The organism is Mesorhizobium sp. AR02 (assembly GCF_024746835.1).
Lineage (GTDB): Bacteria > Pseudomonadota > Alphaproteobacteria > Rhizobiales > Rhizobiaceae > Mesorhizobium.
Genome location: NZ_CP080531.1, coordinates 4,910,636 through 4,932,605, shown reverse-complemented (window position 1 = coordinate 4,932,605; position 21,970 = coordinate 4,910,636). Strand labels below are relative to the sequence as shown.

16 protein-coding genes are annotated in these 21,970 nt (G+C 63.0%); 5 read left to right on the top strand and 11 right to left on the bottom strand.

Annotated elements, in window-relative coordinates:
* Nucleotide 1 precedes the first annotated feature (1 nt).
* From DBIPINDM_RS27910 to DBIPINDM_RS27880, 7 genes are all read right to left on the bottom strand, one after another.
* A complete protein-coding gene (locus tag DBIPINDM_RS27910) occupies nucleotides 2-1,030 on the bottom strand; it encodes an oligopeptide/dipeptide ABC transporter ATP-binding protein (protein ID WP_258582208.1) in 1,029 nt (342 codons plus the stop codon).
* A complete protein-coding gene (locus tag DBIPINDM_RS27905; protein WP_258582207.1) occupies nucleotides 1,027-1,992 on the bottom strand; it encodes an ABC transporter ATP-binding protein in 966 nt (321 codons plus the stop codon). Before DBIPINDM_RS27905 ends, DBIPINDM_RS27910 begins: the two co-directional genes overlap by 4 nt.
* Complete coding sequence (locus DBIPINDM_RS27900; protein WP_258582206.1) at nucleotides 1,989-2,876, bottom strand: ABC transporter permease; 888 nt, start codon at nucleotides 2,874-2,876, stop codon at nucleotides 1,989-1,991. Before DBIPINDM_RS27900 ends, DBIPINDM_RS27905 begins: the two co-directional genes overlap by 4 nt.
* Nucleotides 2,860-3,810, bottom strand: coding sequence for an ABC transporter permease (locus DBIPINDM_RS27895; protein WP_258582205.1), 951 nt, complete (start codon nucleotides 3,808-3,810; stop codon nucleotides 2,860-2,862). The genes DBIPINDM_RS27900 and DBIPINDM_RS27895 overlap by 17 nt, the downstream gene beginning before the upstream one ends.
* 18 nt (nucleotides 3,811-3,828) lie before the next feature.
* A complete protein-coding gene (locus tag DBIPINDM_RS27890; RefSeq protein ID WP_258582204.1) occupies nucleotides 3,829-5,838 on the bottom strand; it encodes a CocE/NonD family hydrolase in 2,010 nt (669 codons plus the stop codon).
* A 258-nt stretch (nucleotides 5,839-6,096) separates the two neighbouring features.
* Nucleotides 6,097-7,374, bottom strand: a complete 1,278-nt coding sequence (locus DBIPINDM_RS27885; protein ID WP_258582203.1) for a D-tagatose-bisphosphate aldolase, class II, non-catalytic subunit — start codon at nucleotides 7,372-7,374, stop codon at nucleotides 6,097-6,099.
* Nucleotides 7,371-8,351, bottom strand: coding sequence for a sugar kinase (locus tag DBIPINDM_RS27880; protein WP_258582202.1), 981 nt, complete (start codon nucleotides 8,349-8,351; stop codon nucleotides 7,371-7,373). The genes DBIPINDM_RS27885 and DBIPINDM_RS27880 overlap by 4 nt, the downstream gene beginning before the upstream one ends.
* Before the next feature lie 308 nt (nucleotides 8,352-8,659).
* Here DBIPINDM_RS27880 and DBIPINDM_RS27875 point away from each other — a divergent pair, with 308 nt between their 5' ends.
* The 4 genes from DBIPINDM_RS27875 (at nucleotide 8,660) to DBIPINDM_RS27860 (ending at nucleotide 13,269) form a co-directional block, all read left to right on the top strand.
* Nucleotides 8,660-9,979, top strand: a complete 1,320-nt coding sequence (locus DBIPINDM_RS27875) for an ABC transporter substrate-binding protein (RefSeq protein WP_258582201.1) — start codon at nucleotides 8,660-8,662, stop codon at nucleotides 9,977-9,979.
* A 312-nt stretch (nucleotides 9,980-10,291) separates the two neighbouring features.
* A complete protein-coding gene (locus DBIPINDM_RS27870; protein ID WP_258582200.1) occupies nucleotides 10,292-11,062 on the top strand; it encodes an L-iditol 2-dehydrogenase in 771 nt (256 codons plus the stop codon).
* A gap of 40 nt (nucleotides 11,063-11,102) precedes the next feature.
* A complete protein-coding gene (locus DBIPINDM_RS27865) occupies nucleotides 11,103-12,116 on the top strand; it encodes a zinc-dependent alcohol dehydrogenase family protein (RefSeq protein ID WP_258582199.1) in 1,014 nt (337 codons plus the stop codon).
* A 148-nt stretch (nucleotides 12,117-12,264) separates the two neighbouring features.
* Nucleotides 12,265-13,269, top strand: coding sequence for a LacI family DNA-binding transcriptional regulator (locus DBIPINDM_RS27860; RefSeq protein ID WP_258589361.1), 1,005 nt, complete (start codon nucleotides 12,265-12,267; stop codon nucleotides 13,267-13,269).
* Nucleotides 13,270-13,538: 269 nt separating this feature from the next.
* Here DBIPINDM_RS27860 and glmS read toward each other — a convergent pair whose 3' ends face one another.
* A complete protein-coding gene (glmS, locus tag DBIPINDM_RS27855; RefSeq protein WP_258582198.1) occupies nucleotides 13,539-15,362 on the bottom strand; it encodes a glutamine--fructose-6-phosphate transaminase (isomerizing) in 1,824 nt (607 codons plus the stop codon).
* A 669-nt stretch (nucleotides 15,363-16,031) separates the two neighbouring features.
* Between glmS and DBIPINDM_RS27850 the strand changes: the two genes are divergently transcribed.
* The gene (locus DBIPINDM_RS27850) at nucleotides 16,032-17,486 is read left to right on the top strand and encodes a hypothetical protein (protein WP_258582197.1); all 1,455 of its coding nucleotides are present in this window, start codon (nucleotides 16,032-16,034) and stop codon (nucleotides 17,484-17,486) included.
* A gap of 48 nt (nucleotides 17,487-17,534) precedes the next feature.
* On the opposite strand, the gene DBIPINDM_RS27845 is transcribed toward DBIPINDM_RS27850, so the two are convergent.
* The 3 genes from DBIPINDM_RS27845 to DBIPINDM_RS27835 form a co-directional block, all read right to left on the bottom strand.
* Nucleotides 17,535-18,878, bottom strand: coding sequence for an HlyD family type I secretion periplasmic adaptor subunit (locus DBIPINDM_RS27845; protein WP_318036954.1), 1,344 nt, complete (start codon nucleotides 18,876-18,878; stop codon nucleotides 17,535-17,537).
* Between the two features lie 26 nt (nucleotides 18,879-18,904).
* The gene (locus DBIPINDM_RS27840) at nucleotides 18,905-20,659 is read right to left on the bottom strand and encodes a type I secretion system permease/ATPase (protein WP_416361712.1); all 1,755 of its coding nucleotides are present in this window, start codon (nucleotides 20,657-20,659) and stop codon (nucleotides 18,905-18,907) included.
* A 353-nt stretch (nucleotides 20,660-21,012) separates the two neighbouring features.
* Nucleotides 21,013-21,930 carry a class I SAM-dependent methyltransferase gene (locus DBIPINDM_RS27835; protein WP_258582194.1) on the bottom strand — a complete coding sequence of 306 codons (918 nt, stop codon included), beginning with the start codon at nucleotides 21,928-21,930 and terminating at the stop codon, nucleotides 21,013-21,015.
* Nucleotides 21,931-21,970: the final 40 nt, after the last annotated feature.

Here is a 21,970-nt window from a genome sequence, read left to right as displayed (position 1 = left end):
CTCAGTTTCCCCTTTGGTTTGCGGAAGCGCGTGAGAAGGCCTCCCGTTCTTGCCCGCCTGAAACCAGCGGGAAATGGCAGCGCACCATCCGATCGGCGCCCATCGGCCGGTAGGCCGGCGCCTCGGTCTTGCAGCGCTCGCGCGCGATCGGGCAGCGCGTGTGGAACTCGCACCCCGAGGGCCGCCGGAACACGCTCGGGATCTCGCCGGTGACGCCAGGGGTCTGGCTGCGCCGGCGCGGGTCGGGGATCGGTTCCGACTGGATCAGCGTCGCCGTGTAAGGATGCATCGGCGCGGAGAACACGTCCTGCGTCGGTCCGGTCTCGACCAGCCGGCCGAGATACATGATGGCCAGCCGGTCGCTGACGTGACGGATCATGGCGAGGTTGTGAGTGACGATCATGGCGGCAAAACCGAGTTCGCGCTTGAGCTCGCCGATCAGGTTGAGCACGTCGCCCTGTACAGAGACATCGAGGCCGGCGGTCGGCTCATCAGCAAGCAGCAGATGCGGCTTCATTGCCAGGGCACGCGCAACGCCGACGCGACGCGCCTGCCCGCCCGACAGCTCATGCGGGAAGCGGTCGACGAAGGATGCCGGCAGCCCCACCAGCGCCAGCAGCGCCCTGGCGGCGGCGCGGCGATCCGGCATCGGCAGCCCCTGAATGATCTGCGGTTCGGTCAGCAGCGTGCCGATGCGCAAGCGCGGGCTGAGCGAGGCCACCGGGTCCTGGAACATCATCGCCGAGCGCCGTCGCATGGCGCGAAAATCAGCCGGCGTCTGCACGTCCCTGCCCTCGAAGACAATGCGGCCCGCAGCGGCTCGCACGAGGCCCAGGATTGTGCGGGCCAGCGTGGTTTTGCCGGAACCGGATTCGCCGACCAGCCCGAGCGTCTCGCCCGGCATCAGCGACAGCGTCACACCGTCGATGACGTTGAAGCCTAGCAGCGGGAACGGATTGATCAGCCGGTTGAGCAAGCCGCCCCGAACGAAGCTCACGGAGAGGTCTTCGACGGCGAGCAGCGGGCTCATGGCGTCACCGCATGGCAGCGCGCGACATGGGCCGCGGCGAGTTTGACCAGCGGTGGCGCGATGGAACCGCACGGCGCGAAGGCGCGGTCGCAACGCGGTGCGTAGACGCATCCCGACGGCGGTTGGGTCAGGTTGGGCAGCGATCCCGGAATGGTCGGCAGCCTGTTCAGCCGCTTATGGAAGCGGGCAGGATCGCAGGCGAGCAGCGCTTGCGTGTAGGGATGCTGGGCGTCGTGGAAGATGGCGTCGACCTCGCCGCCCTCGACCACCTCGCCGGCATACATGACATAGACCCGGTCGCAGAGTTCGGCGATGACGCCGAGATGGTGCGAGACGACGATGATGATGCCGTTGTATTCGCGGCGGAGTTCACGCAGCAGATGGATGATCTGCGCCTCCATGGTGACATCGAGCGCCGTCGTCGGCTCGTCGGCGATGAGCAGGCCGGGATCGGTCAGCAGAGCGGCGGCGATGGCGACGCGCTGGCGCATGCCGCCGGACAGTTCGTGCGGATAGCTCTGCATGCGCCGTTCGGCGTCCGCAATGCCGACGCGGCCGAGCATGGCGGCGATGCGCGCCCGCTTCTGTGCCCGGCCAAGGTCCTTGCGGTGGTGCTGGAAGTCGACGAGTTGGTCGCCGATGGTCAGCACCGGGTTGAACGCCGTCATCGGATCCTGGCTGACCAACGCGATTTCATCACCGCGCAGCAGCCGCTGGCGGTGCGCATCGAGCTTCGCCAGGTCGACGCCGTTGTAGCGGATCGATCCATCGATGCGGGCATTGGCCGGCAGCAGATTGGCCAGAGCGGTGACCAGGGTGGACTTGCCGCAGCCGCTCTCGCCGACAATACCGATCACCTCGCCGGGATGCGCCGCGATGTCGACATGGCGAAGCGCGTGCACCGCGCCATGCGGCGTCTCGTATCGGACGCTGAGATCGCTGGCGGCGAGCGAGCCTGTCATGCCGGCCTCCGCAGTTGCAGGCGCGGATCGAGATAGTCGCGCAGGCCCTCGCCGAGGAAGGTGAAGCCAAGCGTCGCCAGCACCAGCGGCAGCCCGCCGAAAATGACCATGAACGGTGCGGCACGGATCGAGGTGTAGCCGTCATAGAGGATCGAGCCCCAGGACGGGGTTGGTGGCCTGACACCCAGACCGAGGAAGCTCAAGCCCGCCTCGACCATGATGACGACCGGAATGTCCATCGACAGAAGGATGATCAGCGAGCCGACGACATTGGGCAGAAGATGGCTGAAGATGATGCGCGCGCCACTGGCATCGATCAGCCGCTCCGCGAGGATATAGTCGCTGTTCTTCAGCGCCAGCGTCTGCGCCCGGATCAGTCTGGCGTAGCTCGGAAACGAGGTCGCGGCGATGACGATGATCAGCGTGCCGGTGCCGGCGCCGAGCACGGTGATGATGGCGAGTGCGAACATGATCATCGGCAGCGAATTCAGGCTGTCGAAGCTCAGCACTAGGATGGCGTCGAGCCAGCGTGGGCCGTAGCCGGCAATCAGGCCGAGCATCAGGCCGATGGCCCCGGCGATGGCCACCGACACCATGGCGATCGTCAGCGCCGTACGCGCGCCGTAGATGACCCGCGACAGCAGATCGCGGCCGAGATGATCGGTACCGAACCAATGCTCCACCGATGGCGGCTGCAGCTTGTGCAGCACGTCGATCTTGACTGGCGAATAGGGCGCCAGCCATGGCGCGAAGATGGCGGTGACGAGGAAGCCGGTGACCAGGATCAGCGCCACGCAGGTGAACGGATCGGCGAGCAGTGCGCGCAGCAGCGGAAACCGTTGTCGGTCCGGAACGGACAACGAGGCGTCAGCCACGGAAGACATCGCGCACCCTCGGATCGAGCCGCGCGATCAAAAGATCGGCGGCAATGGTGATGGAGACATAGATGGCGGTCATGATCAGCACCGTGCCCATGACGACCGGGTAGTTGCGGGTGTTGACGGCGTCGGTGATCAGCTTGCCGATGCCAGGCCGGGCAAACACCGCTTCGACGAAGACGGCGCTGGACAGGATGCTGCCGAGGCCGACCGCGACCAGCGATATGGTCGGGATGATAGCGATGCGCAGCGCGTATTTGGAGACGATCTTCCACTCCGGCAAACCAAAGGAGCGCGCGGTGCGGATGTGCGGTTCGCCCATCACCTCCATCATCGAGGCACGCACCATGCGGGCGATGTAGCCGATCCAGCCGAGCGCGATCGCCGCCGCCGGCATGACCAGCGCCTTGGCCTGGCTCAAAAAATCGCCGGCCTCGCCGGCGCCGATGGCCGGCAGCCAGCGCAGCGTCACGGCGAAAAGCAAAAGCGAATAGATGGCGACGACGAAGGACGGCACGGCGATGACGCCGACCGAGAGCACGCCGATGACGGCATCGGCTGCCGTGCCGCGCCGCATCACCGACAGGCAGCCGAGCGGCACGCCGATGAGGAGCGCGACGGCAAGCGCCGTCAGCCCGAGGACCAGCGTGTTCGGCAGCGCCTCCAGCACCAGCGTCGAGACGGGCCGGTTCGACCAGACGTCGTAGCCGAGATTGCCGGTCAGCGCGTTGCGGAAGAATTCGATGATCTGCCACCAGACCGGCTGGTCGAGGCCCATGCGCTCGATCAGCAGCCGCTTCAGTTCCGGCGTGGCGCGCGGGCCGAGCGCCACGGTTGCCGGATCACCGGGCACCAGGAAGACGGCCGCATACATGGCGATCATGACGAGGACGAGGATCAGGAGGCCGAGACCGATGCGCTTCACTGCATATGCAAGCATGGTCTGCCTCCCCTCTCCTCAGGCGAATTCGCGCCTGATGCGCCGGGTTGCCGAGGCGCTGTGGACGAGCGTGCCCCGTTCTCGCGCTTCGAGCCGCCAACTCAAGTTGAAATGGGTCTCATCCGCTGTCAGTTCGGTCACCGCCGTCGCCTCTGTGTCGGCATCGCCGCTGGCAATCGCCCAGCGATATTCGGTGACAAGCTTGGCCGACTGTGGATCATCGGCGCGGATGCTCATCGTGTCGCTGTTGGCCGAGGAGACGGTGATGCCGCGATCGTCATAGCGCCTGCGTCCATGGTCGGAAGTCAGCGCGATGGTCTGTACGCCAGAGCCGACATCCTCGGTGACGATGCGGCGGTCGAAGCCCTCGCCCAAGGCAGTGGTGGGGACCGGCGGCGCGGTTTCGGCCGGCTCAAAGCGGACGTCGCGGTCGCGCTCCGATGGCGGGCGCACCGGCAGCATCACCGTGCTGTCGCCGGTTACGACCGACAGCGTCGACAATTTCGGCTGCGGCCACAGGATCGGCCAATGCTGGTTGGCCAGCGCCAGCCGGATGCGATGGCCCTTGGGCACAATGCGGGCGAAATCATTGAGCTTCAGCTTGACGCGAAAAGGTGTTCCGACTGGACACGGCGTCGGATGCTCATGGCTGTCGCGGTGGCTGAGATTGAGCACGCCATAGGTCATCAGCGCCGAGGTGCCGTCGGGATAGACGTCGCAGAGCCGGGCGGCGAGATTGACATGCGGCTGGTCGACGCTGACGAGCAGATCGAGTTCCGGTGCACCAAGCAAGGTCAGGTCAGCGTCGAGCGGTGCGGTGTCGAAGCAGAGTGCGAGACCATCCTCGCGGCGCTGGTCGATGGGCATGTCGGGGCAGGAGCCGCCATAGCCACCCCAGCGGCCGCAATCGCGGCCTGCGGTGGCCGGCGAGCGGACGGAAAGCGTCGCCCCCGGTGCGGGCTCGCTACTCAATCCGGTGGCGTTCAGATGCAGCGTGCGACGCTCGATGCGCGGCGACGGCCACTGATCCTCGGCGGCCCAACTGCCAGCATGATCGGGAAGATAAAAAGGTTGCGGCCGTTCTTCGCCGGTGACCCAGACACGGTAAAGCGGCTCGTCCATGATGCCGGTGTCTTCGCCACACAGCCAATGCCGCCACCAGCGCAGCGCCTCCTGCAGATAGCCGATCAACGGACCCGGCGCGCCGCGACAGGGATAGGCATGCGACCACGGCCCGACAATGCCGAGCTTCGGCCCTGGCAGATGCTCGAGCAGGCGCGGCACGAAGTTCGAATAGCTGTCCTCCCAGCCGCAGACGGCCATGACGGCGCATTCGATTGCGGCGTGGTCTTCGCAGACCGAACCCTGCCGCCAGTAGTTGTCACGGCGCTGATGCGCAAGCCAGACCTCCGACAGTGAACTCGTCGCCGCAAGGCGGCTCATCCACATGGCGTGCCAGGCGTCGCCGACGATCTGCGGGTCGGGCGCCATCGCCTTCTTCACCAGCATGAAGTTCGACCACATCTCCTGCTCGGTGAGCAGCGCGCCGCCCATATAGTGGATGTCGTCGGCGTAGCGGTCGTCGGTGGCGCAGTTGGCGATGATGGCCTTCAAGGCCGGCGGCCGGCGCGCCGCGACCTGCAGCGCGTTGAAGCCGCCCCAGGAAATGCCGGTCATGCCGACAGCGCCGTTGCACCAAGGCTGGGCTGCCAGATGGGCGATGATCTCGCAGGCGTCTTCCTGTTCGCGCGGCAGATATTCGTCGGCGAGATCGCCGTCGGAATCGCCGCTGCCGCGAATGTCTATGCGGGCGCAGGCAATGCCGTGCCCGGCAAGCCAGGGATGGATATCGATGTCGCGGGCAACGGTGCCGTCACGGCGGCGATAAGGCACCATCTCGACGATAACAGGCACCTTGCCCTCGGTGCGCGGACGCCACAGCGTCGCGGCAATGCGGGTGCCGTCGGCCAGCGTGATCCAGAGCGGATCGACGGTTTCGACGGCAAAGGGAAACTCGGTTCGTACCACGGCAGGTACCCGCAAATGCTCTTGTTGAACGTTCGTACAACAAGAGCGTTTGCGGCGCAATCCCGCTTCGTCTTTTTGACGCTGAATGCAAACCGTTCTTCGACGGCCGTGAGGCGCCGTTGAACTTTCTGGTCGGATGGAGGCCTATGTAGAGTTGCAGGCGCCTCGTCTGTGGATGCGGTCCCCGGCCCGACGATCACATCTCGGTTCCGGCATAGTCGAAGCGGATGCGTCCCGCGAGCCAGCGTTGCAACGGGTTCAGGCGGTCCGGCAAGCTGCGTCGTAGTCGGCCAGCACCTGGCCGATCGCTGCGTGAAAAATAGCCTCGGGATTGCCAGCCGGTCCAAGTCCGGACGGCAGCGTCGGCAGGAATTGCCGCATCAGCGTTTCTGGAATGGCAACGCCGGCAAGCGCCTCACGCAGGCGGCCGACGGCAACGCTGGCCGTTGGGTTGCTCCAATAATAGCGGATACGGTCGCTGTAGCTGTAGTGCCGCTGCAGATAGCGATCGGCTTCATTGCCGTGATAGTGGCCGTGCCAATGGCCGGGAGCGGCCAGCATCACGCGTTCCATCGTGCGCGCAAGCGACCTTTCGCCATAGTCCATGACCATTTCGGACGCGATCAGGTCGAGCCCGTAAAGCGCCTCGCGCAGCGCGAAGGTCAGGCCCGGACCGACCTTGAGGATGGGAAAGCCGTTGCCGACAAGGGCGGTCAGCGCCGCGCGGCTCTGGTAGTCGGTGGAATGCGCCTCGTAGACGAGGGACGGTTCCTCGTCGAGCAAACCAGTCAGCGGCTTCGATGCCTCGGGCCTGTAGGCGACGACGTTCTGGCTGCCGAACTCGACGCCCGGCTGCACGACCACGGCGATGACGCGGCCAAATGCTTCCGTCAGCCCTTCCCTGGCAAAGATCTCGCGATGCACTTCGATCGTGCGCCGCGCCGCCGCCGCCTCGGTGGGCTTCAGGTCGTTGATCGCATGGTCGACGCCGCCCGGAGCGGGAACCTCGGTGCCGATGATGTAGACCGGCAAGGCGCCACCGGTGGCGCGTGCCGCCTTTTCGGCTGCCTTGGCCAGCCGCGCGGCCCGTGTCGCGATGGTCTCGTCGTCGAGGGCCGCCGGCTCGCCGGCACAACCCATCGATGCGTCAAGATGGATCTTGCTGAAGCCGGCCCAGACATAGGCGGTGACCATGGCTTCGGCCTTGCTCATCGCCTGTGCCGCCGGCTCCGTGCGCCACGGGTTCGGTCCCAGATGATCGCCGCCGAAGATGATGCGCGAGGGGTCGAGGCCTTCCTTAGCGGCGATCTCGAGCACGAAGGCGATGAACAAATCCGGGCTCATACCGGTGTAGCCGCCGAACTGGTTGACCTGATTGCAGGTCGCCTCGATCAGCAGGCTGCTTTCCTTGTCCCTGACGGCGCGCCGGATGGCCGTCTGGATCACCAGCGGATGCGCCGAGCAGATCGAGGTGATGCCGTAGGGCGACCCGTTTCTGCGCGCGGTGGCAAGGCCTGCGAGCGGGTTGGTCGTCATGTCGCCCTCGCGGTCCCGGCAATGAAGCCGTCCAGCACATCGAAGCCGGCGGTGCCTTCCATGGGCCCGCGCCGCGTGACGTTGCGGGCGCCGGCGGCATTGGCATAAAACAGCGCCTTGGCCGGCTCCATGCCCTTGCGCCGGCAGGTGAGATAGGTCGCCCCGAAACAGTCGCCGGCGCCGGTCGGGTCGACTTCCTCGACCCGGAAGCCGGCGCAATCGATCCTGGCGCCGTCGGCGCCGAACCAGGACGAGCCGGCAGCGCCCCGCTTCAACACGATCTCGCCGACGCCTCGGGAGATCAACGCCTTCACTGCCTGGCCTTCGTCATCGACCCCGGCGGCGGCAAGCAACTCGTCGCCGGAGGGCAACAACAGATCGGCATCGTCGACCAGCGCTGAAAATTGCACGCCGTCGGCGCCGTCGATCAACTCCTTGCGCATATTCGGATCGAAAGAGGTCGAGCCACCACGGGCTCGCACCGATTTCAAGGCATAGGCGACGATCTCCTTCAGCCCGGCTACCGACAAGGTCGAGCCCATGACATGCAGATGGCCGGCCCTTTCCGCCAGCGCGCGCGCCGCGTCGGTGAGACGGATTTGCCCGGCGGCGGATTCGGCGATGTTGTAGACGAAGTCCCGGCCGCCGTCGGGCCTGTAGCGCACGAAAGCGCTTCCCGTGGGATAGCGGTCGCTGACCGACACGGCCGAGACGTCGACGCTGTCGCGTTTCAGCCTTTCCAGGTTGATCGTTCCAAAATCGTCGCGGCCGACGCAGCCGATGAGCCCGGCGCCGCCGCCCAGTCTTGCCACCTGGTCGATGAAGATGGCCGGCGCGCCGCTGGGGAATGGCCCGACCAGCGTCAGTGGTTCGAGGAAACCCAGACCGGGGTCCGTCGCCATGATCTCGACCAGGATTTCGCCGGCGGTAATCGTCGGCCCCGCGGCTTCGGAGGCGATCTGCCTTCGGCGGCTCATTGCTGCAATTCCTTCTCTCCCCCAGCCGGACCGGATGCCGTCACAGTAGCACCAGCCCCACGATAGCGCTTGGCTGCAGCCGAGGTAAATCGCGGCAACCGCGAAGTCAACAGAAACTGAACGCATGTACACTTATTTTGCTGCGAGTGCGGTCTTCTTGAGCATGCCGAACCAGGAATATCGACTGGCTTGGTGACGGTATGGTGTCGAAAATCAAGCATAGCCGCCTTGACTCGGCTTTCCCATAGCGCAATAAAATATATATGCATGTCCACTTACACATGCGCATTCGTAAAGGAGGAGACGAAATGCCTATCGGTAAGCGTATTGGAATTCTTGGCCTGTCGGCCGCCGTATCGGCACTGGTGGCAAGTGCCGCCCTGTCGGAGGAGATCACGGTTGCGACGGTCAACAATGGCGACATGATCATCATGCAGAAGCTGTCGCCCGAATGGGAGAAGGCGACAGGAAACAAGGTGAACTGGGTGGTGCTCGAGGAAAACGTGCTGCGCGAGCGGGTCACCACCGACATCGCCACCAAGGGCGGCCAGTTCGACGTGATGACGATCGGCGGCTATGAGACGCCGATCTGGGGCAAGAGCGGCTGGCTGACGCCGCTCAACGATCTTGGCGACGATTATGACTATGACGACCTGATCGCGCCGGTGCGCAGCGGCCTGACGGTCGACGGCAAGCTCTATGCCGTGCCCTTCTACGCCGAGAGCTCGTTCACACTCTACCGCAAGGATCTGTTCGACGCCGCCGGCCTGAAGATGCCGGAGCAGCCGACCTATGACCAGATCACGGAATTCGCCGACAAGCTCACCGACAAGTCGAAGGAGCAATACGGCCTGTGCCTGCGCGGCAAGCCGGGCTGGGGCGAGAACATGGCCTTCGTCGGCACGCTGGTGAACACGTTCGGCGGCCGCTGGTTCGATATGGACTGGAAGCCGCAGCTCAATTCGGATGCGTGGAAGAAGGCGATCGGCTGGTATGTCGACACGATGAAGAAGGATGGACCTCCGGGAATAAGCTCCAACGGCTTCAACGAGAACCAGACCTTGTTCGCCTCCGGCCACTGCGCCATGTGGATCGACGCCACGTCCGCCGCGGGTCGCGTCTATGATCCAAAGCAAAGCAAGGTCGCCGACAAGGTTGCCTTCGCCAAGTCACCGGTGGCGGTCACGCCAAACGGTTCGGCCTGGGGCTGGGCATGGAGCCTCGCCATCCCGACCTCGACCAAGAAGGCGGATGTGGCAAAATCCTTCGTCAAGTGGGCGACCTCGAAAGCCTATGTCCAGCGCGTCGGCGAGACCGAAGGCTGGGTCGCGGCACCTCCGGGAACGCGCAAGTCGACCTATGCCAGCGCCGACTACCAGAAGGCGGCGCCCTTCGCCGCGACGGTCCTTGCCGCGATCGAATCCGCCGACCCGACCAAGCAGACCAAGGATCCGGTTCCCTATACCGGCATCCAGTTCGTCGCCATCCCCGAATTCCAGGGCATTGGAACCGATGTCGGTCAGGCGATTGCCGCTGCGGTGACCGGTCAGCAGTCGGTCGATGATCCGCTCAACGGCGCCCAGACCGCGGTGGAGAAGACGATGACGGAAGCGGGCTACATCAAATAGCGGGCTCGAGCCACACGACCAGACCAGGGGGCGGAACGTGCGCCGCCTCCTGGCGATCCCGGCCTGTCATACCTCCCGTTGCAGCGGGCCGGGAGGATGCACGGATCCGCCGAGGCAACTCCAGGAAAACTGTGGTGCGGTTTTCCCTCCGGAATTGCCTGAGCAATCGGCAGTCCGTGCGTTCCTCGCAGCAATTTGGCGAAAAACGTGTAACGCCTTTTCGTCCGGAATTGCCTGAGAAGGCGCCTCCACGCATCCGCCGGCAGGCGCCAAATATCGTTTTCGAACAGTCGGGAAAGGCTGGAACCGGATATGAAACTGAAGAGCAAGACGGCCCTGATCACCGGCGGCGCGCGCGGCATTGGCCTCGGCTTCGCGCAAGCTTTCGCGCGCGAAGGTGCCAGCGTGGTGATTGCCGATATCGATATCGACCGCGCGACGCGGGCCGCCGCCGCAATCGGCTCGGCGGCCAGCGCCATCAAGCTCGATGTCACCGACCTCGATGCGATCGACAGGGTGGCGGCGGAGGTCGACCGCGCGTCCGGCGGCATCGATATCCTGGTCAACAACGCCGCCATCTTCGACATGGCGCCGATCACCGACATCACCGAAGCGAGCTACGACAAGGTTTTCGCCATCAATCTCAAGGGGCCGCTGTTCATGATGAAGGCGGTGGCCAATCTGATGATCAAGCGCGGTCGCGGCGGCAAGATCATCAACATGGCAAGCCAGGCCGGCCGCCGCGGCGAGGCGCTGGTGACGCTTTATTGCGCCTCCAAGGCAGCGATCATCTCGGCGACGCAGTCGGCGGCATTGGCTCTGGTCAAGCATGGCATCAACGTCAACGCCATTGCACCCGGCGTCGTCGACGGCGAGCATTGGGATGTCGTCGACGCCCACTTCGCCCGCTGGGAGGGCCTGAAGCCCGGCGAGAAGAAGGCTGCGGTGGCCAAGTCCGTGCCGATCGGCCGCTTCGCGAACCCTGAGGATATTGCCGGGCTTGCCGTGTTCCTCGCCTCGTCCGACAGCGACTACATCCTGGCGCAAACCTATAATGTCGATGGCGGCAACTGGATGAGCTGACGCGCTCCAAGCCCGCGCTGCCGAGACAAGGGAGACTGCAATGAAGGCCATCCGATTTACCGCTGCAGGCGTCGCCGGCATGGCGGATCTGGAGCTGCCAGAGGTCAAGCCTGGACACGCTCTGGTGCGCGTCCGCGCCGCAGGCCTTTGCCATACCGACATCGAGGTGCTGCATGGCCGCTACGGCGAAGGTGCGTTTCCCCTGGTCCCCGGCCACGAATATGCTGGCACGGTCGAGGTGGTCGCCAGCGATGTCACCGCCGTCAAGCCCGGCGACAGGGTTGCCGTCGATCCCAACATACCGTGCGGCAACTGCGCCGCCTGCCGGAAAGGCCTGACCAATCTGTGCGCCAGCCTGAAGGCCTACGGCGTCACCGAAAATGGCGGCTTCGCCGAATTCAGCATGGTTGCCGTCGACCATCTGCATGGCATCGGCGATCTCGCCTTCGATACGGCGGCCCTTGCCGAGCCGCTCGCCTGTGTCCTCAACGGTCTCAGTGCCGCCGGGGTCGAGGCCGGCAGGAGCATACCCGGCAATGCGCTGGTCTTCGGCGCCGGGCCGATCGGCCTGCTTCTGGCGCTGTCGCTCAGGGCCAAGGGCGTGGCAAGCGTGGCGGTCGCCGACATCAGCGAACAGCGCCTGGCCTTCGCCGAGGCGCTCGGGCTGGAACCGCTGGTGTCCGGATCGCAGGCACTGTCGTCGCAGGCGCGCGGCTTCGATTTCGTCGCCGACGCTACCGGCGTCGCCAAGGTGGTCGAAGGCATGATCGGCTTCACCGCCGATGGCGGCACGGCACTGGTCTTCGGCGTCTGCGCGCCCGATGCCAGGATCTCGGTCGCCCCGTTCGAAATCTTCCGCCGGCAGATCAGGCTGGCGGGTTCGCATTCGTTGAACCGCAACATCCCGCAGGCGCTCGAGATCCTCAAACGCGACGATGGCACGATGGCGCGGCTTGTCAGCCACCAGTTGCCGCTGTCGCAATTGCTGCCGTTCTTTGCCAAGAGCAGCGGCGACCCAACGACGATGAAGGTGCAGTTTTCCGCGCAAGCGTAACCCGGGCCATGCGGCTTCCCCTTGCGGGCCGATCGTTTGCGCATCCGGGAGAAAAACCCTCCGGCTTTGCGCAAATAGGTGACTCAAGTAGAAGGTCGAGACGGCGAGTTCAAACAGGGGGCCATGGATGGCGAAGACGATAAGAACGATGGAGGATTTTTCTGCCTTTGTCGGTCTGTCCCGCACGACGGTTTCCAAATATTTCAACGATCCCGGTTCGGTGAGGCAAAACACCCGCAGCGCGATCGAGGCCGCGCTGAAGAAGTCCGACTTCCGACCGAGCATGTTCGCCGTCAATCTCAATCGCCGCCGCAGCAACATACTGGGCGTCATCATCCCGAATTCGACGGATCCGTTCTACATGGCGCTAACGCGCCGCATCGAGACGATCGCCAATGAAGCCGGCTTCCTGGCGTTCGTGCTCTCCTCCGACGGGCGCCCCGAAATGGAAGACCAGGCGATCCAGACGTTCCGATCGATGAACATCGCCGGCGCCATCATCGCGCCGCTCGGCGTGCAGTCTCATCACCGGATCCTGGCCGAACTCGGATCGAGCATCCCGCTGATCTATGTCGACTCGCCGCTTGACGAGACCTCCTCGTTCGTCGGCACCGACAACAGGCAGAGCTTCAGGCTCATCGTCGACTATCTCTGCAGATCTGGCGAGCCCCCCTGCTACTTCGCCATGCCGCTCGTCAACAACAACGCTTCGGCACGGCAGGACGCCTATGTCGAGGCCATGCAGCAGTTCAAGATGACGCCTGAAATCGTGCCCGTCGCCGACCTCAGATCGTGGGATTTCGAAAAATTCGGCTTTGACGAAGCGCTTCGCATCCTGCAGGCGCAAGGGTTCCCGACGAAGACGGTGCTTTGCGCCAACGACCGTGTCGCCTTCGGCGTGATCGGCGCCGCGTTCCAGCTCGGCCTGAAGGTCGGCCATGGCGCGGATTGCGACCTGCGGGTTGCTGGACACGACGACCATCCATTGTCGCGCTATGCCTGCCCGCCAATCACGACGGTCGCGCAGAACTACAACGAGATCGGCCGCCTGGCCATCGAGCTGCTGCTGGCGCGGCTGGATGAAAAGGCGGCGAAACGCGAAAGCGGACGCATTCTGCTCAACGCCGAACTGATGCTGCGAAGCTCAGCCTGAATTTGCGCAGAATGCGCATCACGGCCCGACTGTCGATGACAATGCCGGGTTGGTGTTGCTGCTTGCGATGCATCTGGACGCTCACCTCAACGCTGCCAGGACGACCTCTTTCTCGGCGGCCTGTCCTGTTGCCGCCAGAGCGAAAGCGGAGAGCAGTGCTGTTCAGCACAGGCTGGCCGATGGGGCCATCCGCATGGCGAGCGCCTTCGCGCATGGTGATCTCGAGAGGGCGCTGGCGCTCTGAGGCGGAGGGCTCGCCGTTTGTGCCGTCACTCCACCGTCACCGATTTCGCCAGATTGCGCGGCTGGTCGACGTCGGTGCCCATGAACACGGCGGCGAAATAGGCCAGCATCTGGATCGGCAGCGCATAGATGATCGGCGAGATGATTTCCGGCACGTCCGGCAGGATGATCGTCTCCATCGTCTTCACGCTTGAGTGCGCTGCGCCCTTGCTGTCGGTGATCAGGATGATCTTGCCGCCACGCGCCGCCACTTCTTGCATGTTCGACACGGTTTTCTCGAAAATCCGGTCATGCGGGGCGATGACGATGACCGGCATGTTCTCGTCGATCAGCGCGATCGGCCCATGCTTCAACTCGCCCGCCGCATAGCCTTCGGCGTGGATATAGGAGATTTCCTTGAGCTTCAGCGCGCCTTCCATGGCCAGCGGGAAATTGGTGTCGCGGCCGAGATAGAGCACGTCCTTGTAGCGCGACAGTTCGCGCGCGATGCGTTCGATCTGCTCTTCGAGCTTGAGCACCTGGTTGGCATAGCGCGGCGCTTCCGAAAGCGCGCGCACCAGGGTCTTTTCCTGCTCTCTCGAGATCGTGCCGCGTGCCACGCCGGCGCGCACGGCGAGAGACGCAAGGACGGACAGCTGGCAGGTAAAAGCCTTGGTCGAGGCGACGCCGATCTCCGGCCCGGCCAGCGTCGGCAGCACGACGTCGGATTCGCGCGCCATGGTCGATTCCCGCACATTGACGACGGCGCCGATCTTCATGCCGGCCTTGCGGCAGTAGCGCAGCGAAGCCAGCGTGTCGGCGGTCTCGCCCGACTGCGAGATGAAGAAAGCGGCATCGTTGGCCGACAGCGGCATCTCGCGATAGCGGAATTCCGAGGCGACATCGATGTCGACCGGCAGCCGCGCATAGCGCTCGAACCAGTATTTGCCGATCAGGCCGGCGAGATAGGCAGTGCCGCAGGCCGAGATCGCCAGCCGGCCGATCTTGGCGAAATCGAATGGCAGATCGAGCGGCTTCGAGACGCCGGAGACGAAATCCACATAATGCGCCAGCGTGTGCGAGATCACTTCGGGCTGCTCATGGATTTCCTTCTCCATGAAATGGCGCCGGTTGCCCTTGTCGACCATGAAACTGGTCGATAGCGACTGCTGCCGCTTGCGCTCGACCTTTTTGCCGTCGATGTCGAAGATGGCGACGCTGTCGCGGCGCACCACAGCCCAGTCGCCATCTTCGAGATAGGTGATGGAATTGGTGAACGGCGCGAGCGCGATGGCATCGGAGCCCAAGAACATCTCGCCATCGCCATGGCCGACGGCCAGTGGCGGGCCGTTGCGGGCGCCGACGATCAGGTCCTCGTCGCCCTTGAACATGATGGCCAGCGCAAAGGCACCTTCCAGCCGCTTCAGCGCCTGGTGCGCGGCCTCGACCGGCTTCAGCCCCTTGGCGAGTTCGTGCGCCACCAGATGGGCGACAACCTCGGTGTCGGTCTGCGACGAGAAGGCATAACCGTCACGGATCAACTCGTCGCGCAGCTCGGAAAAATTCTCGATGATGCCGTTGTGGACGATGGCGACACCGTCGGAAAAATGCGGATGCGCATTGATCTCGTTGGGCACGCCATGCGTCGCCCAGCGCGTGTGGCCGATGCCGATCGTGCCGTCGAGCGGCTCGTCCCTGAGCCGGCGCTCGAGGTTGATCAGCTTGCCTTCGGCGCGCCGGCGGGCGAGTTGACCCTTCTCGATGGTGGCGACGCCGGCCGAGTCATAGCCGCGATATTCGAGCCGCTTCAACGTGGCGACAATGAGCGGCGCAACCTGCGAATGGCCGACGATTCCCACGATACCGCACATGGCTTTGCCCCCATAATCTGCAGAGTTCCGGCCCACAATATCCCTCCTTGATTACGGGCTGATCGTTCATTCGAAGGAGCCTACGGCCTTAATCACGACCAGAACCATCGTGCTTCCGAAGTGATCCAAGAGGGCACAGGTCCGGGTGGCGGAGCTTGCGTGATTGACCGAGTGAGGCCCGCCCGACGAACAGTTCGTTCGAATGATGCGCGTCCGTCGGCCAAGGCGCATGTTGAGTCAGCCGGCAAACCAAAACACACCCAACAGCCGGTTAGGCCCGGCCGCCTGATGCCCCCCTACTAGAGGCTGTCGGGCCGCTTGATCTACCCTGGGGGCTCAAACGCGAAAGCGCTCCGGGCTGCCTCGCGTGCCGACAGGCGAGCGGCGCTGGGGTCTACGCACAAATGACGTCAGGACGAACACAAGAAGGGCCATCGGCGCAAAAGCCATCCTGGCATAGGTTACAAAAGGTGGGTGTAGGTTATCGGCAACCGCCAAACCTTAAGGCTGTCGCCAACAATTCTGGACGGCCCGTTGCCGTCAAGGCGCTGAATCGCTGGCACCTGGTATCGTTTGATTGCACGAAGACGCGGAACCGACCTCTCGATAAAAAAGGAAGCTCAGTCCGCGCCTTGCTGGGTTCAGGAATGCGGAAGGGGGATGTAGGGCATGAAGTTCAGAGATCTGATCAGACGTGCCGACAATAATGTGGAGAAGTCATTCGAGAATCTCGAAGCTGACTTGGCTGACGCCGTCGACGAGTGCCTCGGTTTGGATGACCTGTCAGCGCTGGCAAGGGACGATGTCGCGGACGAGCCGCCCATGCCAGAGGACGACAACGAGCAGGACGACAGCGCGCCAGGCGAAGACGACGCTGGCACAGATGATGCTGGCACTCCGGAACCCGCGCGACGGCTGACCACTCATACGCAGAGCCGTATGGCTGCCTTGAGTTCCTTTGATGGGCTGTTTCGCGATGCGAAGCTCCATTTCGAGGAGATCAACGCGAAACTGTCCGAGATCAAAAGCACACATCAACTGACCTTCGAATTCTTTCACATCCTTCACGCCGACATTCTCCGCGCCAACGAACTGGAGCTGGCGAATCAAAACCTGACCGCGGATCAAAGGAGCTTGTCGGACAAGCTCAATGATCTGAACCGACGGCAGCATGAGCGTGAAAACATGGTTGAGGCTTTGCAGCAGCGCGAGGCAAGCCTGGTTCAGGACAGCGAAGCGCTTCGTGGCGCATTGGCCGCGGCAAGGCTGGAACTGGTTGAAGCGGCGAACACCAACGCAAAGAACGAGGCGGAATTCGGAGACCTGACAAACACGCTTGCCGCCGCAACCGTCGAGGCCGACAGACGCGCGCGCGAGAACAAACTGCTGCGTGAAAAGAATGTCAGCCTGTCGATCGACCTGGAAAAGGCGCTGAAGCGGGAGGACGAGGCGCGGCACAGGCTGGACGCCTTCTCCTCGATCCATGCCACCGAAGCTGCGAAAAATTCTGAAATACTGGGTGCGCTCGGCAAGAGCGAAAAGGAAGCGACACGGCTCCACCACTCGCTCGAGGTCACTCAGGCGAAACTGTCGGATGTGACGGAAACCGCCAGGATCATGCAGGCGGACAAGGATGCCGAGCTCGAACGCTGCCGGGCCGAGATTCGGGGATTGCGTTCCGAAGTTCAGAGCCTCCACTCGCGACTTGAGCTCACATCAAGCACAAATAACGAAGCCTCGGCTGAGATCGACAGGCTCAGGCTTCAATGGAGCGACGCCGTGGCGGAAAAGCAGGTGGCGGATGAAAGGTTGGCTGCCCTCACCAAGGAAGCCGAAACCGACAAGCTGAACCTTTCGAAGGTAACCGCCAATTTTTCACAGCTTTCGCTGCAGCAGGCGTCCGATCAGATACAACTCGATATCAGACGGCAGGAATGCGAAGACCTGCGGGCCGAAATTGCATTGGTCAACGCCCGGATCAGGGAATTACTGCCCTATGAGAGGCTCCATAGCACCACGAACGCCGCGCCGCATAAGAACGATGTGGCCAAGGTTCCAGTGACGGCGGAGCGAACGGTGCGTACCGCTCGCCGCGTTCGCCGGAGGGCGCTCACCGCGTCGTAGGAGGAAGAGCTGATCGTATTTGCGGCTCGCGTCCAACAGTTCGTCATGTCATTGGCGGAAAGCCCTGGACATCTGATCCGTGAGAGGCTTCAGCAGATAAGACCAGACGCTGCGTTCGTCGGTGCTTATGTGAACCTCAGCCGGCATACCCGGTTTGAGCACCTTGGCGTCGGTCAGGCAGGTTGCCTTGTTTTCGACATCGATACGCGCCGAGAAATACGAAAGCTGTTTTTGTTGATCCTTAATCAGATCCGCCGAGATGCGCTTGACCGATCCCTGGCAAGCAGGCGTGGTGCCGGCATCGAAAGCCGGGAACCGGATCGAGACCCGCTGACCTGGACGAACGTCATCTATGCGCGATGGGGGAATCAGCGCGTCGACGACGAGATTGTCGGCGTCGGGGACGATCATCATAATCACCTCCCCGGGAGCGATCACGCCGCCGATTGTGTGGATAGAGGATTCCTGCACCGTTCCCGATTGCGAAGCGCGGATGTTGGTTTTGGTCAATTCGTCTTGCGCCACAACCTTGCGCTCGCTGAGTTCGGTCTGCTTGGCTTCCGTTTCACGAAGTTCGCTCGTTACTTCACTGCGCCTTTGTTCATCGAGCTGAAGAATTTGCAATTCAGTCTCGCTAACTCGGGCCTGGGCCTCAGCAACCGCGGCCGCGAGGCGTCCTGATTCTCCGTGCGCCCGGGTGGCGTCCAATCTGATGTTGCTCAGTCTCTCTTTGGACACCAATTTTTTGGTAAAAAGCGCCTGGATATCGGCAAGATCTGCGTCCAGCAGGACCACGGAATGGTCTTCCGCGGCCTGCTGCGCCTTAAGGCCATCGATCTGGCGTTCGAGTTGCTTTGAGCGGCTTTGCAACTGTGCCTTCTGCCCCGTCAACGCCGTTGCGCGGCTTTCGAAGAGGGTGCGCTCCCCACTCACCAGCGCAGCCAGTTCCGGGTCACCCATCCGCGTTTGAAGGCTGGACGGAAGCTGTATTTCCGGCAGACCTTGCCGCTCGGCCTCCAGCCGCGCAAGACGAACGGTTGTGCGATCAAGATCCTCGCTGATTATTTGCAGGTTGGCCCGCGTCAGCGTGTCGTCCAGCCTCGCCACCACCTCGCCAGCCCGCACATGATCCCCATCTTGCGCGAAGATGCCCCCGATCGTACCGCCGGTCAGATGCTGGACTTTCTTGATGTTGCTTTCGACCACCACGGTCGCAGGCGCAATCACCGCGCCGGCGATCTTGGTCAAACCGAGCCAAAGCCCGCCGCCGGCAATCAACATAACCGTGACCGCCGCGCCCAGGATCAGGTTGGCCCTGATATCATCCCGCGCATCGGCCGAATTCGCCTCGGCCCTTCGGCTCCCATTGTCTATCGGAGCATATGAAACCATCGTCGCGTCAGACAAGAAACAGCACCTCATGCATGACCGCTCACCCCTTTCTGCATCGGGACAACCGCCGCCGGCCGTTCAGCAGGCGAAGGGAAGGGCCGGATAACGTTAGCCAGGACCTCCTCGCGCGAGCCAAAGGAGTGAAGCGTCCCATTCGACATTACGAGTACCTTGTCGATATTGGTGAGGGCGGAAGGACGGTGCGCAACAACGATGACGATGCCTCCACGTCGGCGCACCCCCAGGATCGCGCCGGCCAGGGCGGTATCGCCATCGACGTCCAGGTTTGAATTCGGCTCGTCGAGGACGACAAGAAACGGGTCGCCATAAAGTGCCCTGGCAAGCCCAACGAGTTGCCGCTGTCCGGCCGAAAGGGCTGCCCCTCCCTCGCCTACGCGTGTTTGAAAACCATTTGGCAATCGCATGATCATCTTGTCGACGCCCGCTGCCTTGGCGGCTGCCAGCACGCCTTTGGCGTCGCCCTTGCCGCCAAATCGCGAAATGTTGTCGGCAACCGTTCCATCAAACAGTTCGACGTCCTGCGGCAGGTAGCCGATATGAGCGCCAAGCTGTTCCTGGCCCCATTGGTCGAGCGAGGCTTCGTCCAGCCTTACCGTTCCGCGAAGCGGCTGCCACACTCCCACCAGTGCGCGCACAAGTGTCGTTTTCCCGGATCCGCTCGGGCCGACAATGGCCATTCCCGTGCCCCCGGACAGGCTGAAGCTGACATTGGCCACGGTCGGTTTTTGCTCGCCTGGCGGAGCTATCGTCAGTTCCTCGACCGCAAGCATCGCCTGCGGGCGCGGCAACTCCATGAGTTCTTCATGGCCACCGAAGGCGGCCAGCACCGTCGCCAGTTGGGAATAGCTTTGCCGGAACGCCGCGAACCCTCGCCAGTTTGCAAGCGCGGCATCAACCGGAGCCAGCGAGCGGCCCAGCAATATGGAGGATGCTATGATTACACCTGGCGACGCTTCGCCTCCGATCACGAGATAGGCGCCCAGCCCCAGAACGCAGGACTGCAAGGCCATCCGCAGCGCCCTCGACAGTGCGCCGGTGGCACCGACAATGTCGGAAAGCCGCTCCTGGTGCGCGAGATATGCCTGATTGATCTCACTCCAGCGGCGGGCAAGCCGCCCGGAAAGGCCCATCGCGCGCACAACCTCCGCGTTGCGGCGGCCGGAATCTGCAAGATTGCGTTGCGACACCATTGTCTCGGACGCGCGCGCCGCAGATGAGCGACCAAGCACTTCCGCGATCACCGTAAGCAGCACGACAATTATCGCACCGCTTGTCGCCAGCAGACCGAGCGCCGGATGCAGGAAGTAAATGATCAGCAGATAAAACGGTATCCACGGCGCGTCGAAGATGACGGTCGGCCCCAACCCTGAAAGGAAGCCGCGCAACTGATCGAGATCACGCAGCGGCTGTATCCGGTTCGCATCCTGCCCGCCGATGAGCGGCAAGGACAGTGAGAGGCCGAAGACCTTTTGCTGCAGATTCCTATGGAGACGATTGCCGATTCGAACCAGGAGCCGAAGCCGCACGAAATCCAGCAGCCCATAAACCGCGTAAAGGCCCAGCATTCCGATCGTAAATCCGACAAGTGTCGGAACGCTCTGTGAAGGCAGAACGCGATCGTAGATTTGCAGCATATAAACGGAGCCGGTCAGGGCGAGAATGTTGATGACCGCCGAGAACACACCAACGCCTACCAGCGCGTGTGCGACGTCAAGCATGGCGCCACGCAGATCGGGCGAGCGTTTCCCGCCGGAGCTCATGGCTTGCGACCTCTCGCAAGAAATCGACGGACCGGCCCGTCGTCTCTGCCGGCCATGGACAAATTTTTGGTTTTCAGGAGCGTATCCCTCTTTGCCTTATAATATTACGCCCCACTAACGTACGTGGCCTTTCTTTCAAATGTAGCAAAATCGTGGCACCAGCCCGAGAAAGCCCGAACTGGCGCATTAAATCAGGGGAAAACTGCCGTTTTAGGGTGCATTGGTGGCTGTTGAGGGCCGCGTTCCAGGCAATGGGAGCGACACCGTGCCTTCCTTTCGGGAGGTGATTCGCCCCTCAGACCAACGGCTCCCCAGCCGTTTTCACGGAGCCATTTGCGTGTGCGATGTCGTTTTTAGCGCTTCTTCGCAATAACCAGGAAATGTTGTGCCAGTTGTCCAGGAGCGCGAAGAGTTCTGGATGCCTTCTCGAAGGGCTCCATCAACGCTTCACAGACCCCTGGCAACAGGTTTCCCGGCCGGGGCAGATAGCCGTAAGGTATCATCTCCTCGACAAGGAACCCCGACGCGGTCAGGAGCGCCTTGAACTTCGCTGCGCTTAGCGTGTGGCGAATTGTGCGTCCAGATAACCGATTGAGCAGCCGTGAAACCAGGCCGATGGGTGACGTTGCATTCATGTGAACATTGCACACAAGCCGCCCGCCGTCTTTCAGATGCTCATTTATCGCCTTCAGCGCATCCCACTTCAGTTGATCCTCTGCGTTCAGGAAGAAGCGAAATGCCGTTACGACGTCGAAGGTCTCGCCGAGAGGCTCCCTCGTCATATCGATGTGACGCAGTCTCACATTGGGCGGAACTTGCGCGCAGTCGAGCATGGGTCTGGAAATGTCGGCGCCCACCACCTCGCCGAAGAGCCCGGCCGCGACGTTGGCGATGCGACCTGTTCCGCATGCGAAATCGAGGCAGTTTCGGCCGGCTCCGCCCAAGGGGCGAAGAACGTCCAGGATCAGGGGCTTTTCGATTTTCTCCCAAAGCGCGCCATAATAGCCGGACTCGTGTGTTTTGTTGTAATGCGCGCCGTAGCCCGGCGCGCAATGGCTGGTCCTGTAGTTGTCCGACACTCGGTCGCCCTGCGCGGGGACCTCCTGGTTGGACGTCTGCTCCTGCCAAATTCTGGACTCACCGGTCTGGGACCTGGCCCGCGAAATTCGCGCTGCTGAAGGCGTATCGAAAGCATAACTTGCCGACTGTGCCATTTGATCCGCGTTCGTCAGCGGCGCCAGCTTCACCCCTTGCTTGGAATTGACCCTCACCTGTATCTCCCGTTCGGTTGTGCTCGACTGCCCGATCGAA

Excerpts from the sequence above, each read along its gene's own strand:
- DBIPINDM_RS27910 (WP_258582208.1), bottom strand. The coding sequence starts at position 1,030 with ATGAGCCCGCTGCTCGCCGTCGAAGACCTCTCCGTGAGCTTCGTTCGG.
- DBIPINDM_RS27905 (WP_258582207.1), bottom strand. The coding sequence starts at position 1,992 with ATGACAGGCTCGCTCGCCGCCAGCGATCTCAGCGTCCGATACGAGACG.
- DBIPINDM_RS27900 (WP_258582206.1), bottom strand. The coding sequence starts at position 2,876 with ATGTCTTCCGTGGCTGACGCCTCGTTGTCCGTTCCGGACCGACAACGG.
- DBIPINDM_RS27895 (WP_258582205.1), bottom strand. The coding sequence starts at position 3,810 with ATGCTTGCATATGCAGTGAAGCGCATCGGTCTCGGCCTCCTGATCCTC.
- DBIPINDM_RS27885 (WP_258582203.1), bottom strand. The coding sequence starts at position 7,374 with ATGACGACCAACCCGCTCGCAGGCCTTGCCACCGCGCGCAGAAACGGG.
- DBIPINDM_RS27880 (WP_258582202.1), bottom strand. The coding sequence starts at position 8,351 with ATGAGCCGCCGAAGGCAGATCGCCTCCGAAGCCGCGGGGCCGACGATT.
- DBIPINDM_RS27875 (WP_258582201.1), top strand. The coding sequence starts at position 8,660 with ATGCCTATCGGTAAGCGTATTGGAATTCTTGGCCTGTCGGCCGCCGTA.
- DBIPINDM_RS27870 (WP_258582200.1), top strand. The coding sequence starts at position 10,292 with ATGAAACTGAAGAGCAAGACGGCCCTGATCACCGGCGGCGCGCGCGGC.
- DBIPINDM_RS27865 (WP_258582199.1), top strand. The coding sequence starts at position 11,103 with ATGAAGGCCATCCGATTTACCGCTGCAGGCGTCGCCGGCATGGCGGAT.
- DBIPINDM_RS27860 (WP_258589361.1), top strand. The coding sequence starts at position 12,265 with ATGGAGGATTTTTCTGCCTTTGTCGGTCTGTCCCGCACGACGGTTTCC.
- glmS (WP_258582198.1), bottom strand. The coding sequence starts at position 15,362 with ATGTGCGGTATCGTGGGAATCGTCGGCCATTCGCAGGTTGCGCCGCTC.
- DBIPINDM_RS27850 (WP_258582197.1), top strand. The coding sequence starts at position 16,032 with ATGAAGTTCAGAGATCTGATCAGACGTGCCGACAATAATGTGGAGAAG.
- DBIPINDM_RS27845 (WP_318036954.1), bottom strand. The coding sequence starts at position 18,878 with ATGGTTTCATATGCTCCGATAGACAATGGGAGCCGAAGGGCCGAGGCG.
- DBIPINDM_RS27840 (WP_416361712.1), bottom strand. The coding sequence starts at position 20,659 with ATGAGCTCCGGCGGGAAACGCTCGCCCGATCTGCGTGGCGCCATGCTT.